The organism is Erwinia sp. 9145 (genome assembly GCF_000745075.1).
Taxonomy (GTDB): domain Bacteria; phylum Pseudomonadota; class Gammaproteobacteria; order Enterobacterales; family Enterobacteriaceae; genus Erwinia; species Erwinia oleae.
On sequence record NZ_JQNE01000001.1, the window covers coordinates 1,790,585 to 1,806,281 of the forward strand.

General features: G+C 52.4%; 17 protein-coding genes and 1 pseudogene. 8 read left to right on the top strand and 10 right to left on the bottom strand.

Annotated elements, in window-relative coordinates:
• Positions 1 to 17: 17 nt before the first annotated feature.
• Positions 18 to 1,202, bottom strand: a complete 1,185-nt coding sequence (gene manA, locus FA91_RS08785) for a mannose-6-phosphate isomerase (RefSeq protein WP_034914689.1) — start codon at positions 1,200 to 1,202, stop codon at positions 18 to 20.
• A gap of 193 nt (positions 1,203 to 1,395) precedes the next feature.
• Here manA and fumC point away from each other — a divergent pair, with 193 nt between their 5' ends.
• Complete coding sequence (gene fumC / locus FA91_RS08790; RefSeq protein ID WP_034914695.1) at positions 1,396 to 2,793, top strand: class II fumarate hydratase; 1,398 nt, start codon at positions 1,396 to 1,398, stop codon at positions 2,791 to 2,793.
• 58 nt (positions 2,794 to 2,851) lie between these two features.
• Here fumC and tus read toward each other — a convergent pair whose 3' ends face one another.
• The 4 genes from tus to FA91_RS08810 all read right to left on the bottom strand — a co-directional run bounded on the left by tus (position 2,852) and on the right by FA91_RS08810 (position 5,535).
• On the bottom strand, positions 2,852 to 3,781 hold the full coding sequence (gene tus, locus FA91_RS08795; RefSeq protein ID WP_034914698.1) for a DNA replication terminus site-binding protein: 930 nt from the start codon (positions 3,779 to 3,781) through the stop codon (positions 2,852 to 2,854).
• A 156-nt stretch (positions 3,782 to 3,937) separates the two neighbouring features.
• Positions 3,938 to 4,339 carry an H-NS family nucleoid-associated regulatory protein gene (locus tag FA91_RS08800; protein ID WP_034914701.1) on the bottom strand — a complete coding sequence of 134 codons (402 nt, stop codon included), beginning with the start codon at positions 4,337 to 4,339 and terminating at the stop codon, positions 3,938 to 3,940.
• Between the two features lie 631 nt (positions 4,340 to 4,970).
• Positions 4,971 to 5,228, bottom strand: coding sequence for a DUF1471 domain-containing protein (locus FA91_RS08805; protein ID WP_034914703.1), 258 nt, complete (start codon positions 5,226 to 5,228; stop codon positions 4,971 to 4,973).
• A gap of 52 nt (positions 5,229 to 5,280) precedes the next feature.
• Positions 5,281 to 5,535, bottom strand: a complete 255-nt coding sequence (locus tag FA91_RS08810; RefSeq protein WP_034914704.1) for a DUF1471 domain-containing protein — start codon at positions 5,533 to 5,535, stop codon at positions 5,281 to 5,283.
• A gap of 279 nt (positions 5,536 to 5,814) precedes the next feature.
• On the opposite strand from FA91_RS08810, the gene FA91_RS08815 reads away from it, so the two are divergent.
• Both FA91_RS08815 and msrA read left to right on the top strand, forming a co-directional pair.
• Positions 5,815 to 6,486: a TetR/AcrR family transcriptional regulator gene (locus tag FA91_RS08815; RefSeq protein ID WP_034919138.1), complete on the top strand. Its 672-nt coding sequence runs from the start codon at positions 5,815 to 5,817 to the stop codon at positions 6,484 to 6,486.
• Positions 6,486 to 7,019 (top strand): peptide-methionine (S)-S-oxide reductase MsrA, encoded by a 534-nt coding sequence (gene msrA, locus FA91_RS08820; protein WP_034914706.1) that lies wholly within the window; start codon positions 6,486 to 6,488, stop codon positions 7,017 to 7,019. The genes FA91_RS08815 and msrA overlap by 1 nt, the downstream gene beginning before the upstream one ends.
• A gap of 34 nt (positions 7,020 to 7,053) precedes the next feature.
• On the opposite strand, the gene FA91_RS08825 is transcribed toward msrA, so the two are convergent.
• Complete coding sequence (locus FA91_RS08825; RefSeq protein WP_156103118.1) at positions 7,054 to 8,295, bottom strand: MFS transporter; 1,242 nt, start codon at positions 8,293 to 8,295, stop codon at positions 7,054 to 7,056.
• Between the two features lie 107 nt (positions 8,296 to 8,402).
• Here FA91_RS08825 and FA91_RS08830 point away from each other — a divergent pair, with 107 nt between their 5' ends.
• Both FA91_RS08830 and FA91_RS08835 read left to right on the top strand, forming a co-directional pair.
• Positions 8,403 to 9,296 carry a LysR family transcriptional regulator gene (locus FA91_RS08830; RefSeq protein WP_034914711.1) on the top strand — a complete coding sequence of 298 codons (894 nt, stop codon included), beginning with the start codon at positions 8,403 to 8,405 and terminating at the stop codon, positions 9,294 to 9,296.
• Positions 9,297 to 9,420: 124 nt separating this feature from the next.
• A complete protein-coding gene (locus FA91_RS08835) occupies positions 9,421 to 10,638 on the top strand; it encodes an ROK family protein (protein WP_034914713.1) in 1,218 nt (405 codons plus the stop codon).
• A 5-nt stretch (positions 10,639 to 10,643) separates the two neighbouring features.
• Here the strand turns inward: FA91_RS08835 and FA91_RS08840 are convergent, their stop codons facing one another.
• A complete protein-coding gene (locus FA91_RS08840) occupies positions 10,644 to 11,000 on the bottom strand; it encodes a MerR family transcriptional regulator (RefSeq protein WP_034919141.1) in 357 nt (118 codons plus the stop codon).
• Positions 11,001 to 11,129: 129 nt separating this feature from the next.
• Between FA91_RS08840 and FA91_RS08845 the strand changes: the two genes are divergently transcribed.
• The 3 genes and pseudogenes from FA91_RS08845 to bioD all read left to right on the top strand — a co-directional run bounded on the left by FA91_RS08845 (position 11,130) and on the right by bioD (position 12,910).
• Positions 11,130 to 11,975, top strand: a complete 846-nt coding sequence (locus FA91_RS08845; protein ID WP_231566801.1) for an alpha/beta hydrolase — start codon at positions 11,130 to 11,132, stop codon at positions 11,973 to 11,975.
• Positions 11,974 to 12,090 (top strand): annotated as a pseudogene (locus tag FA91_RS21355) (carboxymuconolactone decarboxylase family protein); the annotation flags it as partial. The gene FA91_RS08845 and the pseudogene FA91_RS21355, both read left to right, overlap by 2 nt.
• A gap of 154 nt (positions 12,091 to 12,244) precedes the next feature.
• A complete protein-coding gene (bioD, locus tag FA91_RS08850) occupies positions 12,245 to 12,910 on the top strand; it encodes a dethiobiotin synthase (RefSeq protein WP_034914721.1) in 666 nt (221 codons plus the stop codon).
• Between the two features lie 43 nt (positions 12,911 to 12,953).
• On the opposite strand, the gene osmV is transcribed toward bioD, so the two are convergent.
• The 3 genes from osmV to FA91_RS08865 are packed head-to-tail and all read right to left on the bottom strand — an operon-like array spanning position 12,954 to position 15,679.
• On the bottom strand, positions 12,954 to 14,087 hold the full coding sequence (osmV, locus tag FA91_RS08855; protein WP_034914722.1) for an osmoprotectant ABC transporter ATP-binding protein OsmV: 1,134 nt from the start codon (positions 14,085 to 14,087) through the stop codon (positions 12,954 to 12,956).
• Positions 14,087 to 14,734, bottom strand: coding sequence for an osmoprotectant ABC transporter permease OsmW (osmW, locus tag FA91_RS08860; RefSeq protein WP_034914724.1), 648 nt, complete (start codon positions 14,732 to 14,734; stop codon positions 14,087 to 14,089). The genes osmV and osmW overlap by 1 nt, the downstream gene beginning before the upstream one ends.
• 9 nt (positions 14,735 to 14,743) lie before the next feature.
• Positions 14,744 to 15,679 carry a glycine betaine ABC transporter substrate-binding protein gene (locus FA91_RS08865; RefSeq protein WP_034914725.1) on the bottom strand — a complete coding sequence of 312 codons (936 nt, stop codon included), beginning with the start codon at positions 15,677 to 15,679 and terminating at the stop codon, positions 14,744 to 14,746.
• Positions 15,680 to 15,697 lie beyond the last annotated feature (18 nt).

Genomic DNA, 15,697 nt, shown 5'->3' on the forward strand with positions numbered 1-15,697 from the left:
AATTACCGCCGTTAACGTCAGCCGCTATTGCGCAAATCATTCCAGGCTCTGGCGACGCGCCCGTTACCGGCGAGCGTAACGGGAAACTCATTCGCCGCGACAAAACAGGATTCGCCCGGTTTCAGCGAGAGGCTCTCTTCACCGTGGCTGACCAGCGCCTGGCCGTCGATACAGAACAGAATGGCCGCGCTCGTCTGCCGAACGGTAACGGGTTCGGCACTCAGGTGGTGGATTGAAAAAGCGAAATCCTCCACCGGCACCGGGAAATGCTGCGTCGCGCCATCGCTTACCGGCTGTGTCAACAGGCTGGCAAACGGTTTCGCTTCAAATTTCAGATTATCGAGCAGTTCCGGGATATCGATATACTTGGGCGTCAGGCCGGCGCGCAGAACGTTATCCGAATTGGCCATGATCTCCAGCGCCACACCTTGCAGATAGGCGTGCGGCGTCTGCGCGAAGAGAAACATCGCTTCGCCTGGCTGAAGTTCAATTACGTTCAGCAGTAGCGGCGAGAAGAGGCCGCTGTCGTCCGGATAAAATTCCGCAATCAGGCGAACGGTTTCCCACGGTTCGCCGTGCTGTCCGCGCAGTGTGGCTTTGAGCACATCAATCGCAAGACTTTTTTCTTCACCTTCCAGCGAAAGCAGGGCGGCAAACAGCGTCGCCAGGCCGTCGGTGTCAGGCAACTGAAGAAAATGTGCAATTGCCGGATGCGCGCCGGATAACGGCTGAAGAAGTGAAACGATTTCGTGCAGTTCGCGAAAGCCGTTGATCGCTTTGAAAGGCGTTAAGGCATACACCAGCTCCGGCTTGTGATTCGCATCTTTATAATTACGATGGCCGGCGGTAAGGTCGATGCCTGCTGCATTTTCCTTTTCAAAGCCCTTTTCGGCTGCCGCTTTGCTGGGGTGAACCTGAATGGAGAGCGGCTGATCGGCACACAGCACCTTAAACAGAAACGGTAACTCGCCAAAGCGGGAGGCGACTGCCGCACCCAGCAGCGCGGTTTTGTCCGCGTCAATGACCTCACGAAGCGAGCGCGTTTCTGCTCCGATCCTGACAGATGACGGGCTTTTGGGATGCGCGCCCATCCAGAGTTCCGCCATCGGCAGCCGTTGCGGATTTTCAATACCGTAAAGTTCCGTTAATGCGCGGGGGCTGCCCCAGGCGTAATGTTGCAGCGAATTAATTAATTTTTGCATGTGGATTCACCAAAAATTTATATATCGCGTGTATTAAAACAGAAAACGGCGGTAAAGAGTCAATGCGTCATGAAATAAGCGTAATGCTGTCTCATAATGTTAAATTATTGTATGTCACCTCTGGCCCGCATCCTGCTTTTTGTGAGAGGGTAAGTGACTTATCTGTTAACTGTTGATACTTAAGGAGAGCACAATGGCCGCCAATCGCATCGAAAAAGATTCAATGGGATCTGTCGACGTACCGGCTGACAAACTGTGGGGCGCGCAGACGCAACGCTCGCTGGAACACTTCCGCATCTCAACCGAAAAAATGCCGGTCGAGCTGGTTAATGCGCTGGCGCTGACCAAGCGCGCGGCGGCGAAGGTCAATGGCGATCTGGGACTGCTGCCGGCCGAGCGTACCGACGCTGTCATTCGCGCGGCGGATGAGGTGCTGGCAGGCAAGCACAGCGCAGAGTTTCCGCTCGCTATCTGGCAGACCGGCTCCGGCACGCAGACAAACATGAATATGAATGAGGTGCTGGCGAATCGCGCCAGTGAACTGCTTGGCGGTGAGCGCGGCATGTCGCGCCTGGTCCATCCTAACGATGACGTTAATAAAAGTCAGAGCTCCAATGACGTTTTCCCGACCGCGATGCACGTAGCGGCAGTGATTGCGGTGAAAGAGCACCTTATTCCACAGCTCAATGCGCTGCGGGATACGCTGAACCAGAAAGCAGAAGCGTACAAAGACATTGTGAAGATTGGCCGTACCCACCTTCAGGATGCCACGCCGCTGACCCTCGGCCAGGAGATCTCCGGCTGGGTGGCGATGCTGGAACATAATTTCAAACATATTGAGCAGAGCATTCCGCACGTCGCCGAACTGGCGCTGGGGGGAACTGCCGTTGGAACAGGGCTGAATACGCATCCTGAATACGCGGTTCGTGTCGCGAAAGAGCTGGCCGATCTCACGCATCAGCCTTTCGTCACCTCACCCAACAAATTTGAAGCGCTTGCCACCTGTGATGCGCTGGTTCATGCGCATGGCTCACTTAAAGGGCTGGCGGCCTCGTTAATGAAAATCGCCAATGATGTGCGCTGGCTCTCATCCGGGCCGCGCTGCGGCATTGGGGAAATCGCTATTCCTGAAAATGAGCCGGGCAGTTCAATCATGCCAGGGAAAGTGAATCCGACGCAGTGTGAGGCGATGACCATGCTCTGCTGTCAGGTTATTGGCAATGACGTTGCGGTCAATATGGGCGGCGCCTCCGGTAATTTTGAACTGAATGTTTATCGTCCGATGATTATTCATAATTTCCTTCAGTCGGTTCGCCTGTTAGCAGATGGCATGGACAGTTTTAATCATCACTGCGCCGTTGGCATTGAGCCAAATCGCGATCGTATTTCGCAGTTGCTTAATGAATCGCTGATGCTGGTCACCGCCTTAAATACGCATATTGGTTACGATAAAGCCGCTGAAATTGCCAAGAAGGCGCATAAGGAAGGACTGACGCTGAAAGCATCTGCGTTAAAACTGGGCTACCTTACCGAAGAACAGTTTGATGAATGGGTACGTCCTGAGGAAATGGTAGGCAGCATGAAATCCTGATTTCCATCCTGTTGTAAAAGGCGAAGGTTTCTTCGCCTTTTTTTTAGTTTAATAAATTTTAAATCAGCCGATCGCTGTAGAGATGAAGACGAGGAACGATCGAATACAGGGGTTTTGCATCAGGCTTGTAACGATATGTCACTTTAGTTTGATCATAATTCAGCAGTTCACCAATTTTTGGTACGCTGGCCGCATCCGGGCAAAGCGCAATCAATGGAGAAGGGCAGGCGAATTGCGTCTGCTTTTGTTGTTGTTTATTCCACACTCTCGCTATTGGCTGGACCTTTACCGGACGTTTAATCCTGAGGACGGCTGAGGCAGGAAGCGATTTAATTGCGGCCATCTCTTCTTCTAATTTTTCCGCCCACTGCTCCCGGCTCCACGGCGCGACTGAACGCCCCGCAGCAATGCTTTTCTCCAGATTATGCAGGATCTCTTTGCGGCTGACTTTTTTAATAATATGCTTGTTTGCCCAGCCAAAACGCACGGAATCAGGCGCGTCGAGAAGCGTAATTGAACGATATGCGTTCAGCGTTATAAGGCCAGGGATATGTGTATGGACAAATTCAAAGCGTTCTTCACTGGCCACGCCCGACTCAATGGTAATAATTTCTTCGAGCCGTTTCTTCAGGTTATTAATGCTTTCTGTCATCTGATGGATCGCCATAAACGCTTGGGGCGCTGCTTCAAGGCATATTACACCCGGTAAACGCACGGCAGCTTTCGTACTGATCGTTTCCGACTGATGATGTATAAAAAGACGGGTGAAATGTTTGAGTGTGCGGTCAAGAGCGGGTTGGGCCAGATGCTGCTCAACCGCAATCTGGTTAACAGGCTCATGCTCGTTTCCCTTATTGATAGCAGGTAATTCAAACACGCGGGCAGCAAGCAACCGTTGCTCTTGCAGCCTGTCGCAAAGCGCAGAAAGGCACGTTTCCAGGTCGGCGACGCAGCGGTGCAACCTGTCGATAGCATCATGGCGACTCATATTTATCCTTAGTTACAACATGCTTTAAAGCTGGCAAATACTTCGCAGTGATATTCGTTATATTAGCAAAGCTATTAATGATTAAAGAAGGAAAATTAATAAGAGCAGGGGAGACGATGCTGGCTGCGCCGATGGGGCCGACGCAGCCGGGAGAAATTAAATCAGGAAGTCTTCCAGTTTTTTACCCTGGTCAAGCGCCTGCTTAATAATTGCAGGCGTACGACCCTGACCGGTCCATGATTTGGTTTCGCCATTCTCGTCTTTATACTGGTATTTTGCCGGACGCGGTGCACGCTTGGAACGTGATTTAGCAGAACCCGCATCAACAGAAGTCAGTTCGCTAAGATCGATACCGTCGTCGAGCAGCATTTGACGATATTTAGCCAACTTCTCTTCTTTTTCTTTGATTTCAGAAGCCAGTGCCGCTTCCGAATCACGACGCTCGTTAACAACGGCTTCGAGTTTTTCCAGCATCTCTTCAAGTTCAGTTAAAGAAACTTCACGAGCCTGTGCACGAAGAGTTCGAATGTTATTTAATACTTTCAGAGTTTCGCTCATAAAGAAATCCGTAGTGTTGGGTTGAAAATTAATCAGTGTACGATTCGAAAGCCAGTGTACAGATAAATTCGTCGGTAAAAAACACCTAATTAATAAAATAATGCGCAATTACCACTATTTTTCTTTTTTTATGCGAAGACGATCAACCATCAGATGTAAATACATTTACATTATTGAGACAAATCTTAACGGATAAGTACCGTTTTACGCCGGCACTTAATGTTGATGCGATTAAGTCATGTTACTGAACGCGATAAAGAAAAAGGGAAGGCAAATAAGCCGCGTTCGATTATCATTCGATTTATCCGACACCATGCGGTGAATAGTCATAAAAGAAATTTACGTTATCGCTTCCTTCGTTAAGGCGGATAAAAGACCGGAACAATCAGAATGGTAAGTTAGTATCCTATTTTAGTTACAACATACCAAGGTAATTATAAAATCCTCGCTTTAAATTCATACTCCTGATGAGACACAGAGTCGCGTCATATTAAAACAAAGTCAGGCAGGTTGAAGGGTGTTACTACTGAAGAAACGAAGCGATGAAATAATGAGTGAAGGGGAGGTGAATAGGCTTATCGTTTTCAACTCTCTGCCGTCAGAGGATTACTGACGGCAGTTGAGGCGGGCGTTAATTATAGATAATGGCGGTGCCATGAAGATTGTTCTGACCAGAGGTCGAAACGATGCGGAACGCCTTTGCGCCAACGCGATCGGCTTTTGTCGACAGCTGCGATTCCAGCGAGGTGAGACTGCTGCTGCCAGTCGCACTTATTACGCCTGCACGTTGTTGTTCAACGGGTGTATTTACCACTAACTCCGCCGCCGCAGCGTTAAAAGCAAACACGCTAAATATTGTGGAGACGATTAACAGTGTTACGTTTTTCATAAAATTTACCTTAAGGGTAGGGAACTCAGATTTAATTACGCACGCTGCGTAATTATTGATAAATTGCAGCGGTCGCGTGCATACGATTATTTCCGGTAGTGGAAACGATTCGGAAAGATTTGGCACCAGCGGCGTCTGCTTTTTCAGCCAGTTGTGATTCCATTGAAGAAAGATTCGTTCCTGATACGGAAATCACGCCCACTTCTTGTTGCTGCGCTGGCGCATTGTCAATGAGCTCGGCAGCAAAGGTTGAAGAAGAAAGAGCGGTAAGGAGTAAAGTGGTAAACAGGATGCTGTAACGTTTCATAATGCGCCTCGAAATATCGTAAAAGGGTTGTCAGGATCGTATTAAATAACGATCGATAACTTAATGTTACGCGGGGAATTTCAGCGCGTCAATGCTATTTATTAATGATTGATAATAAATGCAATAACTAACTGATAATGTTGATTATTTATTTTATTAGTGAATTATATTTTAATTGTGTTACCGTGGTTACTGTGCAATGGACTGCGCCCGGCATGCCAACGCATGCTTTTTTATCGTATTAAGCAGGTTACCGGAACGCTAGTGGCGGGAGACGTGATGACTGATAGTGAAATTTGTGCAGCAAAAAGCCGCGGAAGACCTAAGACGTTTAACCGCGAAGCGGCGATCGATAAGGCGCTGGAGCTGTTCTGGCGACACGGCTATGAGGCCACCTCACTATCCGATCTCGTGGAAGCAACAGGTGCTAAGGCGCCCACGCTCTATGCCGAATTCACCAATAAGCAGGGCATGTTTCGCGCCGTTCTCGAACGCTATAATGAAAAGTTTGGCGAGCAGCGTAAAGCTGCACTGGCCTGTCCTGAACGCAGCGTGGCTGAGGGCATTGAGCACTATTTTCGCGCTACCGCCGTCTGTTTTACCGACGGTAAAAAGCCATCGGGCTGCTTTTTTATCTGCACCTCGACGGCGCTTTCCGCCGACGCCACAGAAGTGGCTGAGATGCTTCATGAACAGTCGCTCAGCCAGGAAAATCATCTCAAGGCATTTCTGCTGGCGCGGCAGAAAACCGGCGAGCTGGATGCTGAAACGGATATCAACGCGCTCTCTGCCTGGCTTGGTTGTATTCTTCAGGGGATGTCGGTGCGCGCTCGCGCAGGGACCACGCGTGCGGAGCTGGATAGCATTATTGATACACTTATGCTGCAATGGCCCGTGCTTAGCCGCCTGGGCTGCCATACTGCCCGTCACGCATCAGATAAGGAGTCTTAATGACCACAGAATATGCAATCATCGCCGGAGGCTGCTTTTGGTGTACCGAAGCGGTTTTCAAGCAAATCAATGGCGTTGAATCCGTTGAAAGCGGATACATTGGTGGCCACACCGCCAATCCGACCTATCGTGAAGTGTGCAGCGGCGAAACCGGCCATGCAGAAGCTATCCGGCTGGGCTTCGATCCTGAAAAGATCGGTTATGGTGAGTTGCTGGATATCAGCTTTGCCACACACGATCCGACGCAGTTAAACCGGCAGGGCAATGATATCGGTACCCAGTATCGCTCCGCTATTTTTCCGCTGAATGAATCGCAGGCGGTTGAAGCAAAGGCAGCGATCGCCCGTGCGCAGGCCGATCATCAGGAAACCATCGTGACGACTATTGAAGCCGCGACGGAGTGGTATCCGGCGGAGGATTATCATCAAAATTACTGGGAAGGTGAGGGACAGGAGAACCGTTACTGTCTGGCCGTTATCCCGTCCAAGCTGCAAAAATTACGCAAGCGCTATGCGGAACGCACCCGCTCATGATGTAAAAGCCTCCTGCCCGGAGGCTTTTTTTTGCTCAAAGCCCCTTACTTTTCAAGCGAAGCGCCACCAGTAGCGCCACGACCAGCATCAGGCCGATAAACGCACTGATGCCATTCCAGCCAAACTGCCGCCAGAACACGCCGCCCAGCGTGCCCGCCACGCTGGAGCCCAGGTAGTAGCTGAACAAATAGAGCGACGAAGCCTGTCCTTTAGCACGCCGCGCGCGCGGGCCTATCCAGCCGCTGGCGACAGAGTGCGCGGCAAAGAAGCCTGCGGCAAACAGCATCATGCCTGGCAGAATCAGTAAGAGATTGCTGAACAGGGTGATCAGCAGCCCCGCCAGCATCAGGGCGGTCGAGAAGAGCAGCACGCGTGCTCTGCCATATTTCGCGGTCATCGCGCCCGCTTTCGGTGAGCTCCATGTGCCGGTCAGATAGACTACCGACAGCAGGCCGACCGTCGCCTGACTAAGAGAGAACGGCGCCGCCAGCAGGCGATAGCCAATATAATTGAACAACGTCACAAAGGCGCCCATCAGCAGGAAACCCTCCGCAAACAGCAACGGCAGACCGCTGTCACGCCAGTGCAAACGGAAATTGATCGCCAGGCTGCGTGGCTTCAGCGAAATCGGGCGGAAATGGCGTGAAGGCGGGAGAATTTTCCAGAACATCAGCGCCGCCGCCAGCGCGAAACAGCCGATGACCATCACCGCCACGCGCCATGAACTGAAATCGGTGATCACGCCACTCAGCAGACGTCCGCTCATGCCGCCGATAGAGTTGCCGCTGATATAAAGCCCCATCGAAAAAGCGATGACGCCAGGGTGCATCTCTTCACTGAGATAGGTCATGCCCACCGCCGCCACGCCGCTGAGCGAAAGCCCGATCAGCGCTCGCATGATCAAAATACCATGCCAGCTGGTCATGGTTGCTGAGAGCAACGTACAGACCGCCGCCAGCAGCAGCGCAGTTACCATCACCGATTTTCTGCCGATGGCATCAGAGAGCGGCCCGGTGACCAGCAGTCCCAGCGCCAGCAGGCCGGTGGAAACCGATAACGAAAGGCTGCTGGCGGCAGGCGATACGCCAAACTCCTGCGACAGGACAGGCAGAATAGGTTGCACGCAATAAAGCAAGGCAAAGGTAGCCAGTCCCGCAGAGAAAAGCGCGAAGGTGACCCGAATAAAGGCCTTGGTGCCGCGTCGGATATAGAGGTTTTTAGCAGGGTGTGCTCCGGAAGGTTGTTGAACAATTTCTTCCACGTCGGAGCCGGACATTGAACGATTCACACATAATCCTGTTTACAATAATCAGCAGGGTTACTGTAAATAAGCAGTAATATGATGTCTAATATATTAATTATCTCAAATGATATATTTAAAGTATGAATATAGAGCTACGCCACCTCCGTTATTTTATTGCCGTTGCTGAAGAACTGCATTTTGGCCGCGCCGCGCGACGCCTTAATATCTCGCAGCCGCCTCTGAGCCAGCAAATCCAGGCGCTTGAGCAACAGCTTGATGCCCGACTGTTTGCCCGTACCAATCGAAGCGTGCAGCTCACGCCCGCCGGAGAACACTTTCTGCATGATGCGCGTCAGATTATGCAGAGTGTGACGCTGGCGGCCGATAAAGCGTCACGCATTCATCACGGCCATCAGGGCGAATTGCGGATTGGTTTTACCTCTTCCGCGCCGTTTATCGCTACGGTGTCTGATGCGCTCTTTACCTTCCGCCAGCGCTATCCGCATGTCCATATTCAGATGCAGGAGATCAATACCCGGCAGCAGCTTGAGCCGCTGCTTGATGGTCGGCTTGATCTGGGCGTGATGCGCAATACGCCGCTGCCTGACGTTCTCAACCATCAGCTGATGCTGCGCGAGCCGCTTTGCGCCGTGGTGCATCGTGCGCACCGGCTGGCGGGCAAAGAGAGTATTTCTGTCAGCGAACTGGCTAACGAACCTTTTGTTTTTTTTGATCCCCAGGTAGGCACGGCGCTCTATTCAGAAACGCTGGCCATGCTGCAACGTTACGGTATCGTGCCGGATATTGCTCAGGAAGTCGGTGAGGCGATGACGATTATCGGGCTGGTCGCCACAGGGCTGGGCGTCTCCATTTTGCCCGCTTCATTTCGCCGCATCCGACTGGATGATGTCTGCTGGCTGCCGCTGCGTGAAAAAGACGTCTGGTCAGAAGTGTGGCTGGTGTGGTCGACGCGACGTGAGATGAGCGCAACGATCCGGCACATGAAAGCGCTGCTGCTGGCGAATGATTTCTGAACGGAGAAGGTTTTTTGTGTGCAGTAAATCACATTTCTAATCAAATATTTGACGCGGTCAGCTAACTGTTCCACCATGGTCTGAGGGTTTATTTTGAAGCGTGAAAATAAGTGGAGGCAGGGGTGTGATAACGGACGGTCAGCCAGGCCACATCGACCAGATCAAGCAAATTAACGCAGGTGCTGTCTATCGCCTGATCGATCGCTTCGGGCCTGTATCACGCATTGATTTATCCAAAAAAGCCCAGCTTGCACCCGCAAGTATCACAAAAATCGTGCGCGAAATGCTGGAAGCGCATCTGGTGCAGGAGACGGAGTTTCAGGATGCAGGCAGCCGCGGCCGTCCCGCGATTGGATTAACGCTCGACACCGTCGCCTGGCATTTCCTCTCGGCGCGTATCGGCAATGGCGAAATCACCCTGGCTCTGCGCGAGCTTAGCAGCAAACTGGTGGTGGAAGAGCTGCGCCCGCTTCCCGTTAACGATGACAAGCCGCTACTGAACCGCATCATTGCTGAAATCGACGCTTTTTTTGTCCGCCATCAAAACAAACTTGAACGGCTTACTGCTATCGCTATCACCTTGCCGGGCATTGTTGATGCGAAAACCGGCATTGTCCAGCGGATGCCATTTTATCAGGTAGATGCCATGCCGCTCGGCCCTGAGCTCGAGAAGCGCACGGGTCTGCCGGTCTATATTCAGCATGATATTTGTGCATGGACGATGGCGGAAGCGCTGTTTGGCGCCTCACGCGATATAAAAGATGTGATTCAGGTTGTTATCGATCATAACGTTGGCGCAGGTGTGATAACCGGCGGCAGGCTGCTGCACGGCGGCAGCAGTACGCTGGTGGAAATAGGGCATACGCAAATTGATGCCTGGGGCAAACAGTGCTATTGCGGCAATCACGGTTGCCTTGAAACCGTCGCCAGTATCGAAAGCATGTTGGAACTGGCGGCGCAGCGGCTGCCTGCCTCGCCGCAATCCACGCTTCATCATCTGCCGCTGAGCATCGAGTCGCTCTGTGACGCTGCCCTGGCGGGCGATCTTCTTGCCAGAGACGTGATTACCGGCGTCGGACATAATGTCGGACGTATTCTGGCCATTATGGTTAACCTTTTTAATCCGCAAAAGATCCTGATTGGATCACCGCTTAATCAGGCCAGCGAAATTCTCTACCCCGCTATCGCAGACTGCATTCGCCGACAGTCTTTGCCCGTTTACAGCCAGCAGATCGCCGTTGAAGCCACGCATTTTTACAACATCGGCACCATGCCGGGCGCCGCGCTGGTGAAAGAGGCGCTCTATAACGGCACGCTGTTGGTCAGGCTGCTCCAGGGGTAATGCTCTCAGGGACACTTCTGTTGGCTCAGTGCTTTTACCAACTCCGCCCGTTGTGTTTCGAGTGCACAAATATGTTTTTCAACCTCAGCAAGGTGCCTCAAAAGTGCGGCCTGTGTTTCCGGGCAAAATTCAGCCTCTTCCCTGGCACGCATACAGGCAGGAAAACCACAGATTTCAGAGAGGGTAAACCCTGCGGCGATTAAACGGCGAATCTGGCGAACCTCGGTAACCGACTGATCGTTAAAGTAACGATAACCATTACTGCCACGTATTGACGTAACAAGCCCGTGTTTATCGTAATGACGGATTGCCCGCACGCTGACCTCTGACCGTTCTGATACTTCGCCAATAGATAAATGCATCTTATCGCCTTCTTTTCTCTTGACCCTGACATCAGTGTCAGGGTGCAGCATAGCCTGAAATGACTTTCTGAGGAGTTTATCATGCTGTTATTTCGCGCTTCCCGCTTCTTGCTATCGGTTTTTCTGCTGATGTTTTCTCTGCATCTTTATGCAGCACAAAAGAGTTACTTTCTGACCGCGCCTGACGGTACCCGGCTGGCGGTACAGGAAGCGGGGGACCCCAACGGCACGCCCGTCATTCTTATCCACGGATTACTGGGGAGCCACCTGAACTGGGAAAATCAATTACAGGATGACCAGCTAAAGCATTTGCGGCTGATTACGTATGATTTAAGAGGACATGGTCTTTCCGGCAAACCGGAACAGGATTCTTCGTACCGGGAAGGCAAACGCTGGGCGGAGGATCTTGCAACGGTCATTGAAGGAAGTCATGCAGCCAGGCCGCTGCTGGTTGGCTGGTCTCTAGGCGGGGCGGTTATCACCCAATATCTGGCTGCCTATGGCGATCGTCAGATCCGGGGAGCCATGTACGTCGATGGCGTGGTTGAGTTAACGCCAGTGCTAATCCCGGCGCATCCGGCCGTCTATGAAGGCATGACATCAGCAGAGTTGAAAACGCACCTCAATGGAGAGCGCGACTTTCTCAGGTTGTGTTTTCACCAGCAGCCGGACAGCCGCACGTTTGAACAACTTATCGCCAGCGCCGCGATGGCCTCCTGGTCAATGCAGCGCGCGGTGCCGGGTATGCGTATTCCCCTTGAGCAGGGGCTCGGCTCCGCCCGTGTTCCGTTACTCTTTATTTATGGCAAGTATGATGCACTGGTTAACCCGCAGGCCTCTCTGGCACGGGCCAAAAGTATTAACCCGCAGATACGCTCACTGATATATGCTGATTCCGGACATGCGCCGTTTAATGAAGAACCCTCCAGGTTTAACCGCGATTTAGCCGAGTTTGCTGCTCAACTTCATTACTGATGAATATTTTGCACCGCTTCATGACTTTTTTTCTGATAGTGAAATTTCCGACCTGACCTTTGCCATTTCCCTGATGTCAGCGTTTAACCGACTTGCCATCGGCATGAGGCAATAGATTAGCGCGCGTATTAACAAAATATCGACGCAACTTTGTTATGACAAAATCTTGCGCTAACGCAAGCTGCCCATGCTCATGCTGTCCTACTATTTCTGCCTCAGTGATTTTTGTTATTTTTTTTGGCCGATGGTGGCCAGTGGGGTGGGACAGCATGAAACGTTTGTTTATTACCGGTACCGATACTGAAGTGGGAAAAACGGTGATCAGCCGCGCCCTGTTACAAAAACTGGCAGAAGGCAATAAGCGTACCGTCGGCTATAAACCCGTCGCCAAAGGAAGTCAGCAAACGGAAGAGGGCATCCGCAATAAAGATGCGCTGATCCTTCAGGAATCGTCGTCAATTGCGCTTCCTTATGCTGCAATCAATCCAATAACGCTGCTGGAAGATGAGATCAGCACCAGCCGCGATACGCCCGTCGACTATGCAAAACTGAGCGAAGGGCTGATGTCACTGCATGAGCAGGCCGATCACGTGGTGGTTGAAGGCACCGGGGGCTGGCACAGCCTGATGAACGATCTGCGTCCGCTCTCCGCCTGGGCAGTGGATGAAAAACTGCCGGTGGTGATGGTGGTCGGTATCAAGCTGGGTTGCATCAGCCATGCATTGCTGACCGCGCAGGCGATAGCAAACGATGGGTTGCCGCTGCTGGGATGGGTGGCGAATCGTATCAATCCGGGGCTGGCGCATTACGCAGAAATCATTGAGGTTTTACGCTGTAAAATTGATGCGCCGCTGTTGGGTGAATTGCCCTATCTGCCGCGTGCTGAATCGCGCGATCTGGCGAAATATATCGATCTGAGCGCGATAAAACGCTAAAAAAATGGCACCAAACAGGTGCCATTAGATGAGTAACGTAGTATCAGGGATTCAGCGCGCGGCGCGTGCGACCTGAACTGAGATAGCTGGCGATATAGTCCTGAGAAATCTCTCCGCTGTAGCGGCCTTCCTCATCCACAATCGGCATCCATACCATATTGTGCTCATACAGTTTTGACAGCACCACGCGCAGGTTCTCTTCTGCACGTCCGGTAACGGTAAATTTATGCAGAAGTTCGCTGCATTCCCCGCTGGCGCCACGCGCTTCCCGACGTTTGACAAAGCCCAGCGGCTTGCCGTCTTCATCCACCACGGTGACCGAGCGCATATCGTTATCGTCCATCGTGCCAAACGCTTCCGCCAGCGGGGTTGAACGCCTGACGGTGATGGTTGGCTGCTGATCGGTAACGTCGCCCGCGGAAACCAGCAGCAGGCGCTTCAACGTGCGGTCCTGGCCGACAAACGAGCCGACAAACTCATTGGCCGGTTTCGCCAGCAGTTCGTCCGGGCTGGCGCACTGCACAATTTTGCCCTGACCAAACACTGCAATACGATCGCCCAGCTTCAGCGCCTCATCGATATCATGGCTTACCAGCATTACCGTTTTTTTCAGCTGGCGTTGCATATCCAGAAATTCATTCTGAATGACTTCGCGGTTAATCGGATCGACCGCCCCGAACGGCTCATCCATCAGCAATACCGGTGGATCTGCTGCCAGGGCGCGGATTACGCCGATACGCTGTTGCTGACCGCCAGAAAGCTCACGCGGATAGCGATGCAGGAATTTTGTCGGATCGAGCGCGACCATGCTCATCAATTCACTGGCCCGCTCACGACAGCGCTTTTTCTCCCAGCCCAACATGCGTGGCACAACGGTGATGTTCTCTTCAATGGTCATGTTGGGAAACAGACCAATTTGCTGGATCACATAACCAATATTGCGCCGCAGCGTCACGGTGTCCATACCGCTGGTGTCTTCGCCGTTAATCAGTATCTTGCCGCTGCTGGCGGGGATCAGACGGTTAATCATCTTCAACGTGGTGGTTTTGCCGCAGCCGGACGGGCCAAGCAGCACGCACATTTCACCTTCCGGCACGTTCAGGCTGACGTTGTCCACCGCGTTAAACGAGGTGCCTTTCTGCGTAAAGGTTTTGGTGAGGTTTTCCAGTTTTATCATTATCGAATCCCCTTAGGAGTCAGCGCCAGCTGCAAACGGTGCAGCAGCCAGTCGAGAATAATTGCCAGCAGGCAAATCATCAGCGCGCCTGCAATCAACATGCGAATATCACTGCCGCTGATGCCATCCAGCAGCAGCAGGCCGAGGCCGCCCGCGCCGATGACGGCGGCAATGGCCATTACGCCAACGTTCATCACCACGGCGGTACGGATGCCGCCAAAAATAACCGGCAGCGCCATCGGGATCTCAACCCAGCGCAGACGCTGCCAGAACGTCATACCAATGCCGCGTCCGGCTTCGCGCAGGCCGCCCGGCAGATTTTCCAGCGCGGTATGCGTGTTGCGCACAATCGGCAGCAGAGAGTAAAGGAATACGGCGGTAACCGCGGGCAGTACGCCAATTCCCTGACCGATCATCGAAAACAGCGGGATCATCAGGCCAAACAGGGCGATGGACGGAATGGTCAGCACAATGGTGGCGAGGCCGAGGATCGGCGTTGCCAGCCATTTGTAGCGCACAATCATGATGCCGAGCGGTACGCCGACGACGATCGCCAGACCCACGGCCAGACCCACCAGCCACAAATGCTGAAACGTCAGGGAGGCCAGGTAGCCCGCGTTATTAATCATGTAGTGAATAGTTTCCATTCTGCCTCCTTAGAGCAAGCCTTTAGATTTCAGAAAATCGCTCGCCACCTGTTGTGGAGACTGATGGTCGATATCAACGCGTTTATTCATTTCAGTAATGGCTTCATCGGTGATCAGCGGCGACAGGCTGTTCAGCGCCTCTTCCAGGCCGGGATGGCTGTCCAGCGTGGCTTTGGTTACCACTGGCGTAACCGCATAGCTGGGGAAGAAGCCTTTGTCGTCTGTTAATACCTTCAGATCGAACCCCTTAACGCGGCCGTCGGTGGTGTAAACCAGTCCTGCATCAACGAAGCCGTCGCGGATGGCGTTATACACCAGGCCGGGATCCATCTGACGGATTTGCGGGCGATCCAGCGGCATATTGTAAGCTTTTTGCAGCGGTTTCATGCCGTCCGAGCGTCCTGAAAACTCCAGATCCAGGCCTAACAACCAGTTATTATCCGGATCGTTTTTACGCACCTCTTCCACTTTCGCCACCAGCTGGGACATCGTTTCGATATGCTCGGCCTCGGCGCGTTTGCGCTGCATGGCGAACGCGTAAGTGTTGTTCATCGGGGCCGGATTCAGCCAGACCAGCCCCAGTTTGCTGTCCAGTTTTTTCACCGTGTCATACGCTTCCTGCGGCGACATTTGCTTATTGATATGGTTGAAAATAATCAGTGACGTACCGGTATATTCCCAGGTCATATCAACCTGCTTGTTGATCATCGCGTTACGGCCAATGGTGGTGGCGATATTGGTCTTCGGCTCAATCTGAAAGCCTTTTTTACGCAGATACATTGTCGTCATCGCCGAGAGAATGTGCTGCTCGGTAAAACTTTTCGTCGCAAAAACGATAGGTTTTCCGGCGTCGGCGGCAGCGGCGCCTGCGCTGAGCGCCAGCGTCGCACTTAATGCCAGCGCGGTGTTGCGCACCCAGCGGGTAAAGAGTGTGGCCTTAGCCATATGTCTGCTCCTTAATTC